This is a genomic window from Microbacterium proteolyticum, assembly GCF_029639405.1.
Taxonomy (GTDB): domain Bacteria; phylum Actinomycetota; class Actinomycetes; order Actinomycetales; family Microbacteriaceae; genus Microbacterium.
In genome coordinates this window covers 3290595-3310367 of sequence record NZ_CP121274.1, presented here as the reverse complement: position 1 = coordinate 3310367, position 19773 = coordinate 3290595, and the positions used below count along the sequence as shown (strand labels likewise).

Below are 19773 nucleotides of genomic sequence, written 5' to 3'. Positions count from 1 at the left end.
TGTGGAGAACCTCGTCACCGGCCGGCGGCGTACCCCTGCATCCCGCGCGGGTTCGCGGCGGCCCACAGCAGCCCGGAGGAGTCACGGCCGACGGCGCTCACCCGTCCGAGCGCCCACTCGCCGGCCCGCCGGACGGCATGCCCGCGGCGTTCGAGTTCCGCGACGACCTCGTCGCCGATGCGGTTCTCGACGACGACGCCGGACGGAGTCCAGGTTCGCGGCCAGAACGAATCGAGTACCCCGGTCGTGTGCAGCGAGGGGGCGTCGATCGCCTGCTGCGGCTCGTATTCCCCGATGAGCATGCGGAGGAGGACGGGCAGTTGCCACGCGTCCTGCTGGTCGCCGCCGGGCGACCCCATCGCGATGACCTCCTCGCCGCGGGTCAGCATCGTCGGGGTGAGCGTGGTGCGGGGCCTCCGACCCGGAATGAGGGATGCCGGGTGCCCGGTCATCACCCACGTGGCCTGCAGGCGCGTCCCGAGGCAGAATCCCAGGTCGGGCACCGCGGGGGAGGACTGCAGCCATCCGCCGGAGGGCGTCGCGGACACGACGTTGCCCCAACGGTCGACGACGTCGAGGTGGCAGGTGTCGCCGCGGGTCTGCCCGCTCCGATCCACCGTCGGCTCGCCGGTGCCGGCACTCGTGACTCCGGCATCCGTCCGGAGCGGCGGCAGGACGGGCGGGCGACCGTCCGGAGAACCGGGGCGTAGGGCGGGGCTGGCGGCGTCGTCGATCAGTGCGGCGCGTTCGGCGAGGTACTCGTCGGCGAGCAGGGCGTCGACGTCGGCAGCGACGTCGGCATCGCCGAACCACGCGTCGCGGTCGGCGTACGCGAGCTTCTGCACCTCGAGGAGGGTGTGGGCACCGGCCGCCGTCGACGGGTCGAGGAGCTCGTCGTCGAGCGGGTCGAGCATCCGCAGCGTCTGCAGGAGGGCGGGACCCTGGGTCCACACGCCGGCCTTGAAGACCCGCCATCCGCGGAACGTCGCCGAGACCGCCGGCTCGAACGACGCGCTCCACCCCGCGAGATCGGCGTCGTCGAGCACGCCGGGATGATCGCCGCCGTCCGAGTGTCGATGGGGGATGCGCGCGAACGCGGCGGCCCGCGGCAGCACTGTCGTCATCCACTCGCGTCGGGCCGCGTCGATCCGAGCCTCCCGACCGTCGGCAGGAGATCCCGTCGCCAGGAGACCTTCCAGCACGCCGGCGTACGCCGGGTTGCGGACGATCGTGTTCGGCGCGGGCGCCGCGCCGGTCGGCATCCACAGGTCGGCCGAGGTCGTCCAGTGGTCGCGGAACAGGTCGGCGACCCGGCCGATCGTCACGGCGGCGCCGGCGACGAGTGGGTGCCCGTCGCGCGCGTAGCCGATCGCGTAGTCGAGCACGTCGGCGAGGTCCCACGTGCCGTGATCGCGCAAAAGCAGCAGCCACGCGTCGACGGCGCCGGGCACCGCGGCCGCGAGCCCGCCCGCGCCGGGCACGAGGTCGAGGCCGCGCGCGCGGAACGCCTCCACGGACGCGCCGGCCGGTGCGGGTCCCTGTCCCATCAGCACGAGCGGTTCGTCGCTGCCGGCGGGGCGCACGATCGCGACGAGGTCGCCGCCGGGGCCGTTGAGGTGCGGCTCGACGACGTGCAGCACGAAGGCAGCCGCGACGGCCGCGTCGAACGCATTGCCGCCCCGCTCCAGGACGGACTGCGCGGTGGCCGTGGCCGTCCAGTGCGTGGATGCCGACATGCCGAAGGATCCGCGCAGCGTCGGCCGCGTCGCGAACGACGCGGGTGGGGTGAACGTCATCGCGCGAGCCGCGCGATCCACTCCTCGACCTCGTCCGCGGTCCGCGGAATCCCCGCGGACAGGTTCACCGGGCCGTCGGCGGTCATGACGATGTCGTCCTCGATGCGCACCCCGATCCCGCGGTACTCCTCGGGCACGGTGAGATCGTCGATCTGGAAGTACAGGCCCGGCTCGATCGTGAAGACCATGCCCGGCTCGAGCAGGCCGTCGTAGTACATCTCGCGACGTGCCTGTGCGCAGTCGTGCACGTCGATGCCGAGGTGGTGGCTCGTGCCGTGGACCATGTACCGCCGGTGCTGGCCGCCCTGATCGGCATCCAGCGCTTCTTGTGCCGTCACCGGGAGCAGGCCCCACTCGGCGACGCGGGCGGCGATGATCTCCATCGCCGCTTCGTGCACGCGTCGGAACGGCACGCCCGGACGCGCCGCGGCGAAGGCGGCATCCGCGGCCTCACGGACGGCCTCGTAGACGCGACGCTGCACCTCGGTGAAGCGTCCCGAGACGGGGAGCGTGCGCGTGATGTCGGCGGTGTACAGGCTGTCGACCTCGACACCGGCGTCGATGAGGATGAGGTCGCCCGGCACGACGGCCCCGTCGTTGCGGGTCCAGTGCAGGTAGCAGGCGTGGGGCCCCGACGCGGCGATCGTGTCGTACCCCACGGCGTTGCCGTCGGCGCGCGCACGGCGGTGGAAGACGCCCTCGACGACGCGCTCGCCCCGCGGGTGCTCGACGATGTGGGGGAGCTCGGCGATGATGTCGTCGAATCCGGATGCCGTGACCTCGACGGCCAGCGCCATCTGGGCGAGCTCGTACTCGTCTTTCACCAGACGCAGCTCGGAGACGAAACGCGTGAGCTCGTCGTCGGCGCCGACGACGCGGTCGTCATCCGTCGAGACGAAGCCGTCGACGTGGGCGGTCGCCAGTCCCAGATCGGCGGCGACGCCGGCCAGCGCGGGGCGCGGACCGATCCAGAACTCCCCGATCGTGGCGTCGGCGTAGAACTCTGGCGTCGTCCGGTCGGCGCGCTCGCGGAAGTACAGCACGGCGTCGTGCCCGCCGTCACGCGGCTCGAACACGAGCACCGAGTCGGGCTCGGCATCCGAGGCCCACCCGGTGAGGTGCGCGAAGGCCGAGTGGGCGCGGAACGGGTAGTCGGTGTCGTTGCTGCGCTGCTTGAGCGATCCCGCGGGCACCACGAGACGCTCGCCCGGGAACGCCGCCGACACCCGCTCGCGGCGACGTGCCGCCCATGCGGCCTGCTCGCGCGGTGCCGGGAGGGTCTCGGGGCGCTCGGCCCAGCCGGTGGAGATGGTGTCGAGGAATCCGCGCGGGAAGGGTGCCTTGCGGTTCGTCGTGGTCTCGACGGGCTTCTGCGGAGCGGAGGCGATCGTGTCGCGGTCGGCGGGGGAGTCCATCACCCCAGTCTCGCACCGCCGGCGCGCGAGCGCACGGTCAGCCCGCCGTGCGCTCCAACTGCACGACGATGGGCCGGTGGTCGCTGCCCGAACCGTCGAGCGTCCGCATCACGACGGAGCCCGTGACTGTCCAGTCGGGGGTGGCCATGACGTGATCGATGGGGGCGCCCAGCAGGGCCGGGAAGTCCGTCGGCCACGTGCCGATCCCGCCGTTGCCGCTCTCCGACGCCGCGTCGCGGCACCGTCCCAGGGTGCCGCCCTCGACGCCCAGGCCGGTCATGTGGTCGAGCGTGGCGTTGAAGTCCCCGGCGAGGATGACGTTGTCGGTCGCGCACTGGTCGGCGAGCCACTGCAGGTCCGAACGCCACTGCGTCATGTACTCCTGGCGCGGTGCGACCGCGTGGGCGGCCACGATGATCGGGCCGTTGCCGGACACCGGCATCGCGACGGCGCTCGGCACCGTCGAGGTGTTGCTCGATCCATCCAGCGAGGACTCGATGACGCTGTAGTCGCCGAGCTCGGGCCGGATCAGCACGGTGGTGGAGGTGGCATCCCATCCGGTGATGCCGTACTCGCCGTACTCGGCGTGGTGCGCCCACATCGGCTGCCCCATGTCGCGCATCAGCTCGGCCACCCGGGTGCCGGTCTCGATCGTCGTCTCGGGAAGGGTCACGACGTCGGCCTTCATGCCCACGGCGAACTGCGCGATCGACTCGGCCGAGGTGGCGGAACCCGCGGTGTTCCAGGTCATCACGCGCAGACTCGTGTCGGTCTTCTCCGGCAGACCGTCGGTGCCGGTGCCGCGCTGCAGCACCATCGCGCCGTTCACACCGGCCGCGGCGACGAAGATCACCGTCAGCGTGAGCGCCAGTGCCCGCAGCGGCCGGATGAGGGCGAACAGCAGCGCCAGGGCGGCCGCCGCGACGAACCCGGCGGCGAGCGGAACGCGGAACGAGATGATCTGCGCGAGCGGGAACGTCCGCTCGATGCCGAACAGGGTCGGCCACGTCAGCGCCGTGGCCGCCGCAGCGCACACGAGCGCGAACACGATTCCGAACAGCCGACGCACGCACTCGACCGTAGGCGAGGCGCCTGGGAGATCCACGGATGCCGCCTCTCCGGCGGCTCCACGCCGGCCGCGGTCGCTCGGGCTCGGGCGGTACGCTCGACGGGTGGAGCGAGATCGACGATTCGAAGGACCCAGTGACCTTCATCTCCACTCGACGCACTCCGACGGCACCGAGTCGCCCTCGCTCGTCATGGCGGCGGCCCACCGGCACGGCCTGCGGACCGTGGCCCTCACCGACCACGACACCACCTCGGGGTGGGCCGAGGCGGCCGAGGCCGCGTCATCGCTCGGGATGACGTTCCTCCCCGGCATGGAACTGTCGGCCCAGCACGAGTGGCGCAGCGTCCATCTGCTGGCGTATCTGGTGGATCCCGACGACGAGGACCTGCGCGCCATGACCGACCGGATCCGGTCGTCGCGGCTGGATCGCGCGCAGATCATGGCCGAGCGCATCTCGCGCGACTTCGACATCGACTGGGGCGACATCGTCGCTCAGACCGAAGACGGCGCCACGGTCGGGCGCCCGCACATCGCCGATGCGCTGATCGCGCGGGGGATCGTCGCCGATCGCACCGAGGCGTTCGCGAGCATCCTTCACCCGCGCAATGAGTACTACGTCTCGCTCTACGCCCCCGATCCCGTCACCGCGGTCGAGCTGGTGGTGGGCGCCGGAGGCGTGCCGATCGTCGCCCACCCCGCCGGGCGCGCGCTCCTTCCGCGTCGGGTCCTCGAGGCGATGCTCGCCGCGGGCCTCGCCGGTTTCGAGCTGCGTCATCGCGAGAATCTCCCGGATGCCACGGCCGCCCTCGCGCGGCTCGCCGACGAACGCGACCTGATCGTCACCGGTTCCAGCGACTACCACGGACTCGGAAAGCCCAATCTGCCGGGCGAGAACACGACCGACGACGACATGGTGGCGCGCCTGATCGCGGCCGGGACCGGCTCGGCACCCGTCTTCCCCTGAACGCGGCGGCGCCGCCCCTCCGAGGAGGAACGGCGCCGTGCGTGCGTGGTCGGGTCAGGCGACCGGAGCGGTCGTGCCGCCCCCGGATCCGCTGCTGCGACGGCGGCGCCGACGGCGCGGAGCCGCGTTGCCGTCGTGGTGCTCGCTGCCGCCTCCATCGTGCGTCCCCGCACCCGCGGCGCGGGGCGTCGCGGACTCGGTGCCCTGCTCACCGGTGCCGGAACCGCCGCGACGACGACGGCGGCGGCGCGAGGCGCCTTCGCCGGTGGCATCCGATCCCTCGGCGGTGTCGGTCTTCTCGACCTTCGGCGCCTGCGCTGCCTTGGGTGCGGTGACGAGCCGGCCCTTGGTGCCCTCGGGGATGTTCAGATCGGTGTACAGGTGCGGGCTCGACGAGTAGGTCTCGGTCGGTTCGGGCTGGCCGAACTCGAGGGCGCGGTTGATGAGGGCCCACTTGTGCAGGTCGTCCCAGTCGACGAAGGTCACGGCGATGCCGGTCTTGCCGGCGCGACCCGTGCGACCGGCGCGGTGCAGGTAGGTCTTCTCGTCGTCGGGGATCGTGTGGTTGATCACGTGGGTGACGTCGTTCACGTCGATCCCGCGCGCGGCGACGTCGGTGGCGATGAGCACATCCCGCTTGCCGGCCTTGAAGGCGGCCATGGAGCGCTCACGCGCCTCCTGGCTCATGTCGCCGTGCACGGCGGCGGCGTTGAAGCCGCGGTCGTTGAGCTCGTCGACGAGCTTCTGGGCTGCCCGCTTGGTGCGGGTGAAGATCACGGCCTTCTCGCGTCCCTCGGACTGGAGGATGCGGGCGATGACCTCATCCTTGTCGAGCGAGTGCGCGCGGTAGACGAGGTGCTTGATGTTGGCCTGGGTGAGGCCCTCGTCGGGGTCGTTGGCGCGCATGTGGATCGGGTTCGACATGAAGCGGCGGGCGAGCGCCACGATCGGCCCCGGCATGGTGGCCGAGAACAACTGCGTGTGGCGGACGGCGGGGACCTTCTGGAAGATCTTCTCGATGTCGGCGAGGAAGCCCAGATCGAGCATCTTGTCGGCCTCGTCGAGCACGACCTCGATCGCGCCCGACAGGTCGAGCAGGCGCTGGTTGTTCAGGTCGATCAGGCGACCGGGCGTACCGACGACGATCTGCGCGCCGGCCTTGAGCTGGTCGATCTGCCCCTCGTACGCCTTGCCGCCGTAGATCGCGACCACGCTGGTCGCGCGGTTCTGCGTCAGCATGTCCATGTCCTCGTAGACCTGGACGGCGAGCTCGCGGGTGGGCACCACGATGAGCGCCTTCACGCCGGGCTCGGGGTTCAGCCCGAGACGCTGGACCACGGGGATGCCGAAGCCGAACGTCTTTCCAGTTCCGGTCTTGGCCTGGCCGATGATGTCCTGGCCCGGGAGGCCGAGGGGGATGGTCTGTTCCTGGATCGGGAAGGCATCCACGATGCCCTTGGATGCCAGGGCATCGACGATGTCCTGATCGACGCCGAGCTCGGCGAAAGTCGTCATGAGCGTGCCTGTTCCGGCGGTGAGAGACCGCCTGGGGAGTCGGATCCACGCCCTCCACTCGTCCACAGGCGCGGGGCCCCGATCCATCGCCGGGGCGAGTCCACTCTACCCGGCGCGTGTTTCGGGGGTCCGACGCCTAGGCTGTAGAGCGTGTTCGAGTGGTTCCGTCGTCGTCGACCGGTCGGTCGCACGCTCCAGCTGCGGTCGCGCGGAGACCTCGGCGACGCGATGCGTGTCGACTTCGCCGAGCTCGCTCCCGAGATCGACACCTTCCTCGGTCAGGCCGCCTACCTGCAGCTCGGCTTCTTCGAGACGTTGAGCGAGCTGATCGCCTCCACTCCCGAACTCGCCGAGAAGGAGTCGCTCTCGCGGGCGGCCGGCGCGGCGCTCATCAAGCACCAGGAGATCGTCGCGCTCATCCGCGAACGGGGCGCCGACCCCACGCAGCTCATGCTGCCCTTCCGCGAGTCGCTGGACGCGTTCCGGCGCAACACGCACGGCGTGCGTCCGCAGGAGACGATGCTGTCGGTCCACATCACCGCGGGCATGCTGGACGACTTCTACCTCGCACTGTCCTCGAGCTACGGCGACACCGGCCGTCGCGTGGCGCGCATCCTCCAGGCCGACGACGATCGCCAGGCCATCGTCGAGATCCTCGGCGCGACGATCGCGAGCGACGAGGAATGGCGCTGGTTGCTCGCGCTGTGGGGGAGGCGCCTCGTCGGCGACACCCTGCTCGTCGCCCGCGCGGCGCTGGCCCACCCCCGGTTGGACAGCGCCGAGGAGGCGAAGGTCGAGCCGGTGTTCACCGAACTCATGGGCGCTCACGCCCGGCGAATGGATGCCATGGGCCTCGCGGCCTGAGGACGTCGCCTCGTGCGGCGGCGCCGCAGCGGTCGGAGCTCGCGGGATGCCGGGGGTCAGATGCCGCTGCGCGCCCGGAGTTCGGCGTCCGCCTGTCGGCGTACTCGCGAGACGGCCGGGATGAGGACGAGCGTCGTGACCGCGGGCGCGAGGATCGAGACGACCCACGGGACCGGGGAGTCGGACCCGATGCCCGCCCACGTGAGGACCGTCCACGAAACGCCCGCGGCGGCGGCACCCGCGAACGGGGACAGGACGACTCCGCGCAACTCCCGGTGAGGCAGCAGGAAGTGCGCGGCGAGACCGACGACCGCGCCGAAGATCAGCGCGAGGAGAATCTGCACGGCCGGTGGCTCAGGCGACGAACCCGACCCGGCGGGCTTCCTCGGTGCCGAGCTCGACGAACGCGAGGTTCGCGGTCGGGACGATGTAGGAGTTGCCCTTGACGTCGGTGAAGGTGACGTGGGTGGCGGACTGGTCGAGCGCCGCGGCGATCGACGACTTCACGGCATCCGAGGACTCACCGGTCTCGAAGTTCAGCTCGCGGCCGGTGTTGGTGATGCCGATGCGGATCTCCACGGTGCTCCCTTTCCGCCCGGGCAACTCGGTCCGCCCGGCGCGATGATCCGACTCTACGACACCAGCGGAGGGGGGTTCCCCGCGGGGGACCCGGCTTCGCGGACGGCGAACGGGGCGGGTCGCGGGGCCGGTGTCGGGGGCCGCGGCTAGCGTGGAACACATGCTGGATCCGGATGCCGTGACCCTCGCCCGAGAGGGCGGTCGGGTGCCCGCGACCGGTGCGGATTCCGCCCCGCGAGCGCTCGGCGAACCGGGGGCCGCGCGCCCGCTCGCCGAGGCCGAACTCGACGTCGAGCAGCGTGCCGTCGTCGACTGGGCGCCCGAGGCGAGCGGCGCGATCGTCGGCGCCCCGGGTTCGGGGAAGACCTCGACGCTGCTCGCGCGCGTCCGCGCCCTCGTGGCCCGGGGCGTCGACCCCGACCACATCCTCGTGCTGACTCCGACGCGCCCCGCGGCGACGGCGCTCCGCGACCGTCTCGCCCTCGCCGTCGACCGCGCCACGGCCGGCGCACTCGCCCGTTCGGTGGCATCCTCCGCGTTCCAGATCGTCCGGGGTGCCGAGGTCCGGCGCGGGGCCGAGCCGCCCCAACTGCTGACCGGGGGCGACGAGGACCAGATCATCCGAGAACTCCTCGAGGGCGATGCGCTCGACGAAGCCGAGGGTCGTTCGCGGTGGCCCGAGTGGCTCGGGCCGTCGATCCGAGCCACCCGTGGTTTCCGCGGGGATCTCCGGGCCTTCCTGGCCGAGTGCACCGACCTCGGGCTCGCACCGGACGACCTGTCCGAGCTGGCCGACCGGCACGCGGTTCCCGTCTGGGCGGCGGTCGGGTCGTTCGCGGCCGAATACCGCGCGGTACGCGCCCAGATGCGCGGCGCCCACCGCGATGCCGCCGATCTGGCCCGCGAAGCCGTCGCCGTCATCGACGAGGCGGCGACCGACCGCGAGCTCCTCGGACGCTTCGCCGCGATCCGCTGCATCCTCGTCGACGACGCGCAGGAGCTCACCTCTGGCGCCATCGATCTGCTGAGGGCGTGCCGGGCGCGGGGGATGGGCGTGGTGGCGTTCGGCGACCCGGATGTGGGCTCCGGCGCGTTCCGCGGGGCGACACCCGAGAACTTCGCGCGCCTCGCGGCTGAGCTCGGGACGCTCGCGGCGCTGGGCGAGCCGCACCGCGGGACCGCCGAGCAGATCGACCTCGTGCGAAGCGTCGCGGCGCGCATCGGCGCCGCGGGCGTGGTCGCCCACCGCCGGCCGCCGGCGGGTGCGGCGCCCGAGGGGTCGGTGCGCACCTTCCTCCTGCGTTCGCCCGCCGAGGAAGCGGACGCGATCGCCCGTCTCCTGCGCGAACGGCACGTCCTCGACGGCGTGCCCTGGAGCTCGTGCGCGGTCGTCGCCCACGATTCACGGCAGGTCGCGGCCCTCGAGGCCGAACTCGCCGCTCGCGAGGTCCCGGCGCGCGCCAGCGGACCCGGGTCGGCGCTCGGTGCCCAGCGTCCGGTGCGTGACCTCGTCGCCCTGGTGGAACTCGGCATGCGCGACCCCGAGACCTGGGCGCCGGATGCCGTGCTCGACGCGCTCCTCGGCACGTACGGCGGGCTCGATCCCATCGAGCTCCGACGCCTGCGTGCCGCGCTCCGCCAGGAGGAGCTCGCCGCCGGAGGGTCGCGCTCCGCCGCCGAGCTGCTCACCTCGGGTCTCCGGCATCCGCTGGAGTTCGCCACGATCGATACTCGCGAGGCCCGCCGTGCGACGCGCGTCGGGGAAACGCTCGCGGCGCTGCGGACGCAGTCCGAGCAGCGGGCGACCGCCCACGAGCTCCTCTGGACCGCGTGGGAGCGCAGCGGTCTCTCCCGTCCGTGGCGCGAGGCGTCGCGCGGACATGGGCCGCTCGCGGAGCAGGCCGACCGCGATCTCGACGCGATCGTCGCGCTGTTCCAGGCCGCCAAGCGGTTCACCGAGCGAGAGCCCGACGGCGAGGCCGCCGTCTTCCTCCGGTCGGTCCTCGACAGCGACGTCGCCGAAGACCGGATCGAGCAGGCCGCCGTCGTCGACACCGTCCGCGTCCTCACACCGGCCGCCGCGGCGGGAACCGCCTTCGACACCGTCGTCATCGCCGGTGTCCAAGAGGGCGTGTGGCCGAACACGCGGCTGCGGGGCGGGCTGCTCGAGACCTGGCGCCTCGCCGACGCCGTCCACTACCCCGACCTTCCCGCCGCGGGCATGCTCGATCGGCGCCGGGCCGCGATGCACGACGAGCTGCGGCTGTTCGTCCGGGCCCTCTCGCGGGCGCATTCGCGCCTGATCGCCACGGCGGTCGACGACGACGACACCGGGCCGAGCGTCCTCTTCGAGATGCTGCCGGCACCCGAGCCCGCGGCATCCGTGCCCGAGCACCCGCTCTCGCTGCGGGGTCTGGTGGCGCGCCACCGTCGGACGCTGACGTCGCCCCGTTCGCCGGCGCGGGATCGACGCCACGCGGCCGGACAGCTCGCGCTGCTCGCGGCCGCCGATGTGCCCGGCGCCGCACCCGAGCAGTGGTACGGCGTGGCCGCACCGAGTTCCACGGCGCCGTTGCGCGACCTGGACCGCGAGGACGTGCGGGTGTCGCCGTCCCGACTGCACGCGCTCGAGCAGTGCGAGCTGGACTGGGTCATCGGCGACCTCGGTGGTGATCGCAGCGGTACGACCGCCGGCGTCGGGACGATCATCCACGCCGCGCTCGAGACCGCGGCCGACGGTTCCGAACAGGCGCTGTGGGATGTCGTGGAGCAGCGCTGGGGCGAACTCGTCTTCGACGCCGCCTGGCGCGAACGCGCAGAACGCGTGCGAGCCCGCGAACTCATCCGACGGCTGGCGCTGTATCTGCGCCGCTTCGACGACGCGGGCGGTCGCCTCGTCGGCGCCGAGCGCCACTTCGAGGTCACCATCCCCGTGGCCGACGCGGGGGAGCACGGGGCGATCCTCAGCGGCGACATCGACCGCGTCGAGATCACGCCGCAGGGCGAGGTCGTCATCGTCGACCTCAAGACGGGCAAGAGCGAGCCCCAGACCGATGCGAAGGTCGCCGACAACCCGCAGCTCGCGGCGTACCAGCTCGCGTTCTCGTCGGGCGCCATCGAGCAGGTGGCCGGGATGCCGGCCGGGGGAGCGAAGCTGCTCGTGCTGCGTCCGACCGCCGCGACGAAGGACTACGCCGAGCCGCACCAGCCCCCGTTCGACGACGACGCCCGCACGCAGTTCGTCGAGCGGGTGCAGCACGCGGTCGGGGTGATGCGCGGGCACCGTTTCGCCGCTCCGTACGAGGTGCACTGCCGCGACGAGTTCTCGTTCGGTCTGTGTCGCATCCACACGGTCTCGGCGGTGAGCGCGTCGTGACCGCGCTGCTGTCCGCCGCGACGATCGCGGCCGCGCTCGGCCAGTTCCCGCCGACCCCGGAGCAGACCGCGGTGATCGAGGCCCCGCTCTCGCCCGCCCTCGTCGTCGCGGGTGCGGGAAGCGGCAAGACCGAGACCATGGCCGGACGAGTCGTGTGGCTCGTGGCCAACGGTCTCGTCCGCCGCGACGAGGTGCTGGGCTTGACGTTCACGCGCAAGGCGGCGGGCGAACTCGCCGAACGGATCCACCGACGCTTGCACCGCCTGTCGGAGTTCGAGGCGCGAGGGCTGCTTCCGCGGCTGACCGCCCTGCACGCCGAGGGGCGTCTCGACGTGTTCGCCGATCTCGCGCGGGTCGAGGGAGCGCGCGGCGACGCCGAACGACGGCGGGTCTTGGACGCGCTCGCCCAGGAGGGCGGAATCGACGGCGACGCCGGAGGCGACGACGACCAGCTGCTGCACCGCCCCACGGTGTCCACTTACAACAGCTTCGCCGACTCGATCGTGCGGGAGCACGGTCTGCGGATCGGCCGGGATTCCGAGGCGGCCGTGCTGTCGGAATCCGCGGCGTGGCTCCTCATGCGACGCGTCGTGTTCACGTCGGACGACCCGCGGCTGGAGGAGCGCCAGGAGTCCCCGCGCACCCTCATCGACGCGGCGCTCCGCATCGCTCGCGACAGCGTGGACAACCTGGTCGACCTCGAGCGGCTGGCGGCGTTCCCCTCCGACTTCGGCCGCATCGTCGAGCGCCCGTCCACCTCCTCGCGCGTCACCGTCTACAAGGACGTCGCGGACGCGGCATCCCGGGTCTCCGCTCTGGGGCTGCTCGCCGAGCTCGCGGAGGCGTACGACCGGGAGAAGGCGCGGCTGGGAGTCATGGACTTCGCCGACCAGGTCGCCGGTGCCCTGCGGATCGTCCGCGAGCATCCGGCCGTGGTCGACGAGCTTCGGTCCCGTTACCGCGTCGTCCTGCTCGACGAGTATCAGGACACCTCGGTCGTCCAGACCGACCTGCTCTCGACCCTGTTCGCCGGGACGGGGGTCATGGCGGTCGGCGACCCCCACCAGGCCATCTACGCGTGGCGCGGAGCGAGCGCGGGCAATCTGGGCGGCTTCCCCGCCGCGTTCGCCCCGGAGGGGGGATGCCAGACCTTCTCTCTGCTGACGAGCTGGCGCAACAGCGCGAGCGTGTTGACGGCGGCAAACGCCGTCCTGGCGCCGCTCGCCAGTCGCTCTCCGGTCGCCGTCGAGGAGCTCCTCCCGCGTCCGGGCGCGCCGGCGGGTCTGGTGGAAGCGTTCTTCGAGCGCGACCTCGACACCGAGGCCGACCGCGTCGCCGCGTGGTTCGCCGGCGTGCGGGCGACTCGTGCGGCGCAGGAGCGCCCCACGACCGGTGCCGTGCTGTTCCGGAGCAAGAAGCACATGGTGCGGTTCGGCGACGCGCTCGGGAGGCGTGGCATCCCGCACCGGATCCTCGGACTCGGGGGACTCCTCACGACCCCGGAGGTCGTCGACGTCGTCTCGGCGCTGCGCGTCATCAGCGATCCCGAGGCGGGGTCGGCGCTGATCCGTCTGCTGTCGGGTCCGCGCTGGTCGATCGGCCTCGCGGACCTCCGCGCCCTCGCGCAGCTCGCGCGGCGCCTCGCCACGCACGACGTCGCCCTGCAGCCGCTCGCGCCCGAGGTGGTCGAGCGTCTGCGGTCGACCCCCGGGGCCGACCGGGCGTCCCTCGTGGACGCACTCGATTTCGTCGCCCGTCAGACCGACGGTCACGGGTGGCTCGCCGACCTCACCGACGAGGGGCGCGCGCGTCTCCGCGAGGCGGGAGCCGTCTTCGCGGGCCTGCGCCGCAACATCGGTGCGCCGATCCCCGAACTCATCCGCCTCATCGAGACCGAGCTGCGCCTCGACGTCGAACTGGCGGCGAACGAGTCGCGCGGGCCGGCGCGCATCGCCTCCGCGCAGCTGCGCGCATTCGTCGACGAGATCCGCGGCTTCCTCGCCGCCGACGAGTCCGGTTCGGTGACGAGCCTCCTCGCCTGGCTCGACCACGCCGAGCAGGCGGACGAGTTCGCGCCGCGTACCGAGCCGCCCGAGGACGATGTGGTCCAGCTCCTCACGATCCACGGGTCCAAGGGCTTGGAGTGGGATGCCGTCGCCGTCGTGCGCCTCGTCACGGACGAGCTGCCGTCGCTCGCCCGCGACACGAAGGGGTGGCTGGGATTCGGCATCCTACCGTCGGAGTTCCGCGGGGACTCGGCCTGGTTGCCGGTCCTGGGGTGGCGGGGTGCCGAGACCCAGCAGGAGCTGAAGGCGGCCATCGAGGCCTTCGTCGAGGCGAACCGTGCGCGGCAGCTCGACGAGGATCGCCGCCTCGCGTATGTCGCCTTCACCCGCGCCCGCGACCACCTGCTGCTGTCGGGGTCGAGTTGGTCGGGCACGAAACGCCCGCGCACACCGAGCGTGTTCCTGGACGAGGCCACCGCCGCTCTCGGCCTCGACCTCGGCGTCGGCGACCCGGGTGAGGATCCGTACGACGGCGAACGCCGGCTGCTGCACTGGCCCCTCGACCCGCTCGGTGCGCGCCGGACTGCGGTGACCGCCGCGGTCGCCGACGTGACTGCCGCGCGCACGCGTGCTCCGTCGGATCCGGATGCTGACTTGGAGCTTCTGCTGGCCGAACGCGCCGACCGCCTGCGTCCTTCGCACGCTCCCGCCCCCACGCGCATCCCGGCGTCGAAGTTCAAGGACTTCGTCGCGGACTACGGCGGGGCCGTCGAGGAGCTCCGTCGCCCGCTGCCGGAGCGGCCGTACCGGCAGACGCGCCTCGGAACCCTGTTCCACGCGTGGGTCGAGAAGCGGTCCGGCATCGTCGGTTCCGGCTCGGGGCTCGACGATCCCGGCCTCTGGGACGACGAGGACGACGGTGCCTCGGCGGCCGACGCCGAAGAGCTCCGCCGGCTGCGCGAGATCTTCGAGAGGTCGGAGTGGGCGGGATTGCAGCCCCTCGAGGTCGAGACCGAGATCGACTTCGTGACGACGCGGCTCGACGGACGTCCCCACGTCGTCATCTGCAAGCTCGATGCCGTCTACCGGCGCGGCGAGCGGTTCGAGATCGTCGACTGGAAGACCGGTCGGCCGCCGACGAACGAGGCCGAACGTCGGTCGCGCATGCTCCAGCTCGAGCTGTACCGCGAGGCCTACCACGCCAAGCACGGGGTGCCGTTCGACCTGATCGACGTCACGCTCTTCTACGTCGGGGACGAGATCGTGCTCCGCGGCTGATCAGCTCCCCGCGCGGACGACGCGCGTGGCCGGGGCGGGGCGTGCCGAGCGACCGAGGGTCCGGTCAGGCTCCGTCGCGGGCGACGCCCCAGCGACGCAGCGCGGCACGGCTGGCGCGCGCGGCATCCTCTTCATCGTCGATGTCCTGGTGCAGGTTAGCCGCGTCGAGGCTCTCGCCGGTCGACGCGGACCCGGCGTCTGCCGCGGAGTCGGCGGCGGACGCCTCGGCGGCGCGCGGGGAGACGCCGGCGGGCGTCCAACCCTCGAGGTCGATCGGAGCGGTCGGACCGGGCTCGTCCGGGAGGTCGCTCACCCCGAACTCCGTCACGGTGCCCTCGGATTCGCGCGCTTGCGCGTCCGCGAGCGCGGCGGCGGCCGCCGCCCGGTCGCGTTCGGCGGAGAGATACAGCGACAGAGCCTCGGGGTCGTAGGCGTCCGTCTGCATCGAGGTGTCCACGACCGAGGCGGCGGTCGGGGGGACCCGCTCGACGAGAGCGAGCGCGTCGTCGATGTCCGACCGGTTCGAGGCGACGATGTGATCGCCCCGCACCCCCTCGGCGAGGGCCTCCAGCAGGGCGACCGCGTCAGCCACCACCTCGGGCTCGCCGGCGTCGTGCCCGTGCACGAGCCATTTCGCGAACTCCAGTTCGGCGTAGAGGCGGGCGCGCTCACGCAGGAGCGGGTCGGGTGAACGTTCGCCGGAGGCCGCGTAGCCGTCGTACACGTCGTCGACGGCGGTGGGGGCGGAAGCGAGCCAGCGGAGGTCGACGGCGGGGTCGCCGACGCTGAGTCCCGACCAATCCAGGATGCCGCTCACCCGCGGCACCCCGTCGGCGTCGTCGACCAGGAGGATCGACGCACTGGTGGCACCGCCGAGAACCACGGCGGATTCGAACCGCCACAGGTCGGGCTCGTGGAGCGCGCGCCGCCACCTCATCATCAACCCGTCGGGAACCCTGCCCGTCGCGTCGGCACGGTCGAGAAGTCGCGCGACGTCATCGCGCACCTGCTCGGGCGCCCGGACCGGCAGCCCGTCGGTACGGACGATCGAGACGGGCAGAGCGTGGACGGCCGCGAGCGCGCCGCCGATGGCGGGCGCGTACCCCGGGCCCTTCGGAAGCTCGCCCGGATCGATGCGGTAGCCGTCGACGACGTCCACGACCAGCACGCGGTTCTCACCGGAGCCGTTCTCGCCGACCACCTCGGGGGCGGCGAAGGGCAGCAGCGCACGGACACCGGAGGTCAGCGCGTGCAGGGCGCGGGACTCGGCGGCGAGGTCGGCCGCCGTCTCCTCGCCCGACGGCATCCGCACGACGACCGTGCGCCCGTCGGCGAGCGAGAGGAGCGCGGAGTCGAAGCGACCGGCCGCGTTCTCGGTGAGCGGAGCTGCGCTCGTCACACCGATACCGGGCAGGGCCGCCGTCGCGGACGCGGCTAGAGTGAGGGGCGAGCGTGCCATGCCCCCAGGGTAGGTCGGTCGCTCGCCCGATCCCCCCTCGCCACGCCCTTGAGAGAGGTGTTCGATGCCGCCGTCCGTTCCCGCGGTTCCTGGTTCTTGGCCCGGAGGGGCCCTCGGCCGTGCCGGAGCGGAGCGCGACGTCGACGACCTGCTCGGCGCCCTCCGTGCGGCGCCCGACACGCGGGTCCTCGCCGTGCGGGGTGATGCGGCGCCCGTCGCCGACGAGCGGCTCGTCCTCGTCGGGGTTCCGGCCGTCCTCGCCGCCCGGGAGTGGGCGTTCCTCGGACGGGCGTCCGATGGTGCGGCGCTGCTGTTGGCGGTCGTGGAGGACGAGTCGGATGCCGAGGCACCTGCCGCGGCCCGGTGGTCGCCGCTCCGCGCGGTCGGCGGTGACCTGCCGGCCGATGAGGCGGAGATCCTCGGCACGGCTGTCGCACTGGCCGGCTGGCTGCGCGACGCGGCCTTCTGCCCCGCGTGCGGTACGCGAACGGTGCTACGACAGGCGGGGTGGTCGCGGCACTGCCCGAATTGCGGTCGCGAGCACTTCCCGCGCACCGACCCCGCCGTCATCGTGCTCGTGGCCTCCGCCGACGACCCCGATCGTGTGCTGTTGGGGGCGAACGCGGCGTGGGGCGGCAGCAGGTACTCGTGCTTCGCCGGATTCGCCGAGGCGGGGGAGTCGCTGGAGGCCACGGTGAGCCGGGAGGTCGAGGAGGAGTCGGGCGTCCGTCTCGAGGCGATCCGGTACCGCGGGTCGCAGGTGTGGCCGTATCCGCGCTCCCTCATGCTCGGCTTCCGCGCACGCGCGATCCGTGACGACGAAGCGCGCGCCGACGGCGAGGAGATCGTCGAGGTGCGGTGGTTCGATCGGGCGGAGATCGGTGCGGCACTGCGCGGCGAGACGGCGGTGCAGCTGCCCGGAACGGCATCCATCGCCCACCGGCTCATCGACGAGTGGTACCGGGGGATCGAATGAGCGTCGATCCGCTGAGCGGGCTCGACGACCATCAACTCGAGGCGGCCCGCGCGTTGCGGGGGCCGGTCTGCGTCCTGGCCGGCGCCGGCACCGGCAAGACCCGGGTGATCACGCGACGCATCGCGCACGGCGTCGACACCGGTGCGTATTCGCCGCAGCGGGTGATGGCGGTGACGTTCACGGCGAAGGCGGCGGGCGAGATGCGCGGTCGACTCCGGGCGCTCGGGGTGACGGGCGTCTCGGCGCGCACGTTCCACGCGGCCGCCCTGGCGCAGGTGAACTTCTTCTGGCCGACGCTCGCGGGGGATCAGGCTCCGAGCATCATCGACAACAAGGTCCGGATGCTCGCCCACGCCGCCGACGGCGTCGGGCTCTCGCCCGACACCGCGACCCTGCGCGACGTCGCCGGCGAGATCGAGTGGCGGAAGGTCACGATGCGGTCGATCGAGCAGTACGCGGCGGAGCGCCCCGGTGGCGTCGGTCGCCTCGGCGTCGATCAGGTCGTGGCGCTGCAGCGGGCCTACGAGAAGCTCAAGGACGAGCGTCGGCAGATGGACTTCGAAGACGTGCTGCTGACCTGCGCGGGCATGATCGAGGCGGAGCCCCGGGTGGCGGCGGCCGTGCGGGAGCAGTACCGGCACTTCACGGTGGACGAGTACCAGGACGTGTCGCCGCTGCAGAACCGCCTGCTCGAACTCTGGCTCGGCGACCGGCGCGACCTCTGCGTGGTCGGCGACGCCAGCCAGACGATCTATTCGTTCACCGGTGCCGACGCGCGGTATCTGCTGGAGTTCGACCGCACCCACGAGGATGCGCGCGTCGTGCGGCTCGAGCGCAACTACCGATCGACGGCCGCCGTACTCGCCGTTGCGAATGACCTCATGCGCGGCCGCCCGGGCGCCCTGGAACTCGTCGCCGCGGAACCGCAGGACGCGCCGGTGCCCACGGTGCGCGCGTTCGACGACGAGGAGGCCGAGGCGGAGGGGGTCGCCGCGGCGATCGCCGCGGCCGTCCGCGGCGGCACCGATCCGCGCGACATCGCTGTGCTCTACCGTTCGCACGCGCAGTCGGCGGTCCTGCTGAGCGCCCTGGCGAAGCAGTCGCTGGCGGCGACCGTGCTCGGCGGCCGGAGGTTCTTCGACCTCCCCGAGGTGCGCCAGGCGCTCATGGCTCTGCGAGCGGCGTCGGTCGCGCCTCTGGATACCGGGTTCCTCGCCACCGTCCGCGACGTGCTGCGCAGCGTCGGGCTCACCGACGAGCCCCCCGCGGCGGGCGGAGCGCTCCGCGACGCGTGGGAGGCGCGCGCGGCGCTGCTGCGGTTGGCCGAGGAGGCGCCCGAGGGGACGGACCTGCGCTCGTTCACCGACGACCTGCAGGCTCGCGCGAAGGATCAGCACGAGCCGGCGACGCGAACGGTGACGCTCGCGACGCTCCACGCGGCCAAGGGCCTCGAATGGGATCACGTCCACCTCGTCGGGGTCAGCGAGGGTCTGCTGCCGATCTCCTACGCGCAGACCTTCGAGGCCGTCGACGAGGAACGGCGTCTGGCCTACGTCGGCGTCACGCGGGCCGCGCGAACGCTGTCGGTGAGCTGGTCGCGCGGGCGAGGACGATCGGAGCGGACGCCGTCGCGGTTCCTTCGAGAGATCGGCAGCGGCAGTCTGCGCTCGGCCGATGCGTTCGCCAGGCCCGCTGGAGCGAGTCGACGCGCAGGTGCAGCGAGCGCGTCACGGGGTCGATCCGACCGCTGAGCAGATGGCGTGCGGCGCGGGCCGCCTCGGCCGCGAGGGCCACGTCGATCGCGGGTCTCGGGCGCGCGAGCAGCTGCGCGGCGACGAGGGGCCAGGAGGGGTCGTCCTGTCGACGGGTGGCATCCAGACAACTCAGGCATGCCGTCGCGCCGGGGGCGATCACGGGGCCGACCGTCGCGGCGGAGCCGTCGAGCACGAGCGGCAGGTGCACGACGTCGTGGCGCATCAGGTCGACCGCCCGCCGTGGGTCGACACGGTGCGCCGCGAGGAGCAGCACCCGGGAGCCCGGGGGCGCGGGGTGGGTCGCGGGCCCTGCCCAGTCCACACGGGGTGTTCGCGCGGGCAGGGCGGCCAGCACGGCGCGCACCGCCCCGGCGGGGAGGTCGTCGGCCACCTGGAGCGCGATCGCCGGCGTCCGCCGTCGTCGCACGAGCGCCGGCGAGAGCTGCGACACCAGGTCGTCGGCGTCGCGGTCGCGACCGCCGTGCACACGGATCAGCGCCCGAAGCGCCGCCCGCGACGTGCCGGACTCGAGCGCGGTGAGGGCGGGATCGGTCCATCGGTGGCGGTGCGCCAGGTGGGCCCGCGCGGGAGAACCGAACTGCACGGCGCCGTCGTGGCGCCAGAGCGGGGGAGCGGAGGGGTCGAGTCGGATCATGCCCCGATGATGGCGCGGGTGCGGCACGCCGGCGGCGTTGTCCCCAGGGCCCCGGCGTCGCAGGGGC

The 19773-nt window shown here is 72.8% G+C and carries 13 protein-coding genes; 6 read left to right on the top strand and 7 right to left on the bottom strand.

The window, feature by feature from the left end; genetic code table 11:
- Positions 1 to 14: 14 nt before the first annotated feature.
- From P8R59_RS16625 to P8R59_RS16615, 3 genes are read right to left on the bottom strand one after another with little or no spacing between them, the layout of a single operon-like run.
- Positions 15 to 1796, bottom strand: coding sequence for a gamma-glutamyltransferase family protein (locus P8R59_RS16625; RefSeq protein ID WP_278101970.1), 1782 nt, complete (start codon positions 1794 to 1796; stop codon positions 15 to 17).
- Positions 1793 to 3211 (bottom strand): aminopeptidase P family protein, encoded by a 1419-nt coding sequence (locus P8R59_RS16620; RefSeq protein ID WP_278101969.1) that lies wholly within the window; start codon positions 3209 to 3211, stop codon positions 1793 to 1795. Before P8R59_RS16620 ends, P8R59_RS16625 begins: the two co-directional genes overlap by 4 nt.
- Before the next feature lie 37 nt (positions 3212 to 3248).
- Entirely contained in the window at positions 3249 to 4280 is a 1032-nt protein-coding gene (locus tag P8R59_RS16615; protein ID WP_278101968.1) for an endonuclease/exonuclease/phosphatase family protein, read from the bottom strand.
- A 103-nt stretch (positions 4281 to 4383) separates the two neighbouring features.
- Here P8R59_RS16615 and P8R59_RS16610 point away from each other — a divergent pair, with 103 nt between their 5' ends.
- Positions 4384 to 5244: a PHP domain-containing protein gene (locus tag P8R59_RS16610; RefSeq protein WP_278101967.1), complete on the top strand. Its 861-nt coding sequence runs from the start codon at positions 4384 to 4386 to the stop codon at positions 5242 to 5244.
- A gap of 54 nt (positions 5245 to 5298) precedes the next feature.
- Here the strand turns inward: P8R59_RS16610 and P8R59_RS16605 are convergent, their stop codons facing one another.
- Complete coding sequence (locus P8R59_RS16605) at positions 5299 to 6759, bottom strand: DEAD/DEAH box helicase (protein WP_278101966.1); 1461 nt, start codon at positions 6757 to 6759, stop codon at positions 5299 to 5301.
- Between the two features lie 150 nt (positions 6760 to 6909).
- On the opposite strand from P8R59_RS16605, the gene P8R59_RS16600 reads away from it, so the two are divergent.
- Positions 6910 to 7623 carry a ferritin-like fold-containing protein gene (locus tag P8R59_RS16600; RefSeq protein WP_077051770.1) on the top strand — a complete coding sequence of 238 codons (714 nt, stop codon included), beginning with the start codon at positions 6910 to 6912 and terminating at the stop codon, positions 7621 to 7623.
- 56 nt (positions 7624 to 7679) lie between these two features.
- Here P8R59_RS16600 and P8R59_RS16595 read toward each other — a convergent pair whose 3' ends face one another.
- A complete protein-coding gene (locus P8R59_RS16595; protein WP_278101965.1) occupies positions 7680 to 7967 on the bottom strand; it encodes a hypothetical protein in 288 nt (95 codons plus the stop codon).
- Positions 7968 to 7977: 10 nt separating this feature from the next.
- Positions 7978 to 8202 carry a DUF3107 domain-containing protein gene (locus P8R59_RS16590; RefSeq protein WP_077051768.1) on the bottom strand — a complete coding sequence of 75 codons (225 nt, stop codon included), beginning with the start codon at positions 8200 to 8202 and terminating at the stop codon, positions 7978 to 7980.
- Between the two features lie 160 nt (positions 8203 to 8362).
- Between P8R59_RS16590 and P8R59_RS16585 the strand changes: the two genes are divergently transcribed.
- Both P8R59_RS16585 and P8R59_RS16580 read left to right on the top strand, forming a co-directional pair.
- On the top strand, positions 8363 to 11578 hold the full coding sequence (locus tag P8R59_RS16585; protein ID WP_278101964.1) for an ATP-dependent helicase: 3216 nt from the start codon (positions 8363 to 8365) through the stop codon (positions 11576 to 11578).
- Complete coding sequence (locus P8R59_RS16580) at positions 11539 to 14862, top strand: ATP-dependent DNA helicase (protein WP_278101963.1); 3324 nt, start codon at positions 11539 to 11541, stop codon at positions 14860 to 14862. Before P8R59_RS16585 ends, P8R59_RS16580 begins: the two co-directional genes overlap by 40 nt.
- A gap of 64 nt (positions 14863 to 14926) precedes the next feature.
- Here the strand turns inward: P8R59_RS16580 and P8R59_RS16575 are convergent, their stop codons facing one another.
- Positions 14927 to 16321 (bottom strand): phosphotransferase, encoded by a 1395-nt coding sequence (locus P8R59_RS16575; RefSeq protein ID WP_278101962.1) that lies wholly within the window; start codon positions 16319 to 16321, stop codon positions 14927 to 14929.
- Between the two features lie 64 nt (positions 16322 to 16385).
- On the opposite strand from P8R59_RS16575, the gene nudC reads away from it, so the two are divergent.
- Positions 16386 to 17297: an NAD(+) diphosphatase gene (gene nudC, locus P8R59_RS16570; RefSeq protein WP_278101961.1), complete on the top strand. Its 912-nt coding sequence runs from the start codon at positions 16386 to 16388 to the stop codon at positions 17295 to 17297.
- On the top strand, positions 17294 to 19048 hold the full coding sequence (locus P8R59_RS16565) for an ATP-dependent helicase (RefSeq protein ID WP_278101960.1): 1755 nt from the start codon (positions 17294 to 17296) through the stop codon (positions 19046 to 19048). Before nudC ends, P8R59_RS16565 begins: the two co-directional genes overlap by 4 nt.
- Positions 19049 to 19773: the final 725 nt, after the last annotated feature.

Bases quoted from the DNA above. Each gene is read 5' to 3' on its own strand.
- P8R59_RS16625 (WP_278101970.1), bottom strand. From the start codon at position 1,796: ATGACGTTCACCCCACCCGCGTCGTTCGCGACGCGGCCGACGCTGCGC.
- P8R59_RS16585 (WP_278101964.1), top strand. From the start codon at position 8,363: ATGCTGGATCCGGATGCCGTGACCCTCGCCCGAGAGGGCGGTCGGGTG.
- nudC (WP_278101961.1), top strand. From the start codon at position 16,386: ATGCCGCCGTCCGTTCCCGCGGTTCCTGGTTCTTGGCCCGGAGGGGCC.
- P8R59_RS16575 (WP_278101962.1), bottom strand. From the start codon at position 16,321: ATGGCACGCTCGCCCCTCACTCTAGCCGCGTCCGCGACGGCGGCCCTG.
- P8R59_RS16620 (WP_278101969.1), bottom strand. From the start codon at position 3,211: ATGGACTCCCCCGCCGACCGCGACACGATCGCCTCCGCTCCGCAGAAG.
- P8R59_RS16565 (WP_278101960.1), top strand. From the start codon at position 17,294: ATGAGCGTCGATCCGCTGAGCGGGCTCGACGACCATCAACTCGAGGCG.
- P8R59_RS16605 (WP_278101966.1), bottom strand. From the start codon at position 6,759: ATGACGACTTTCGCCGAGCTCGGCGTCGATCAGGACATCGTCGATGCC.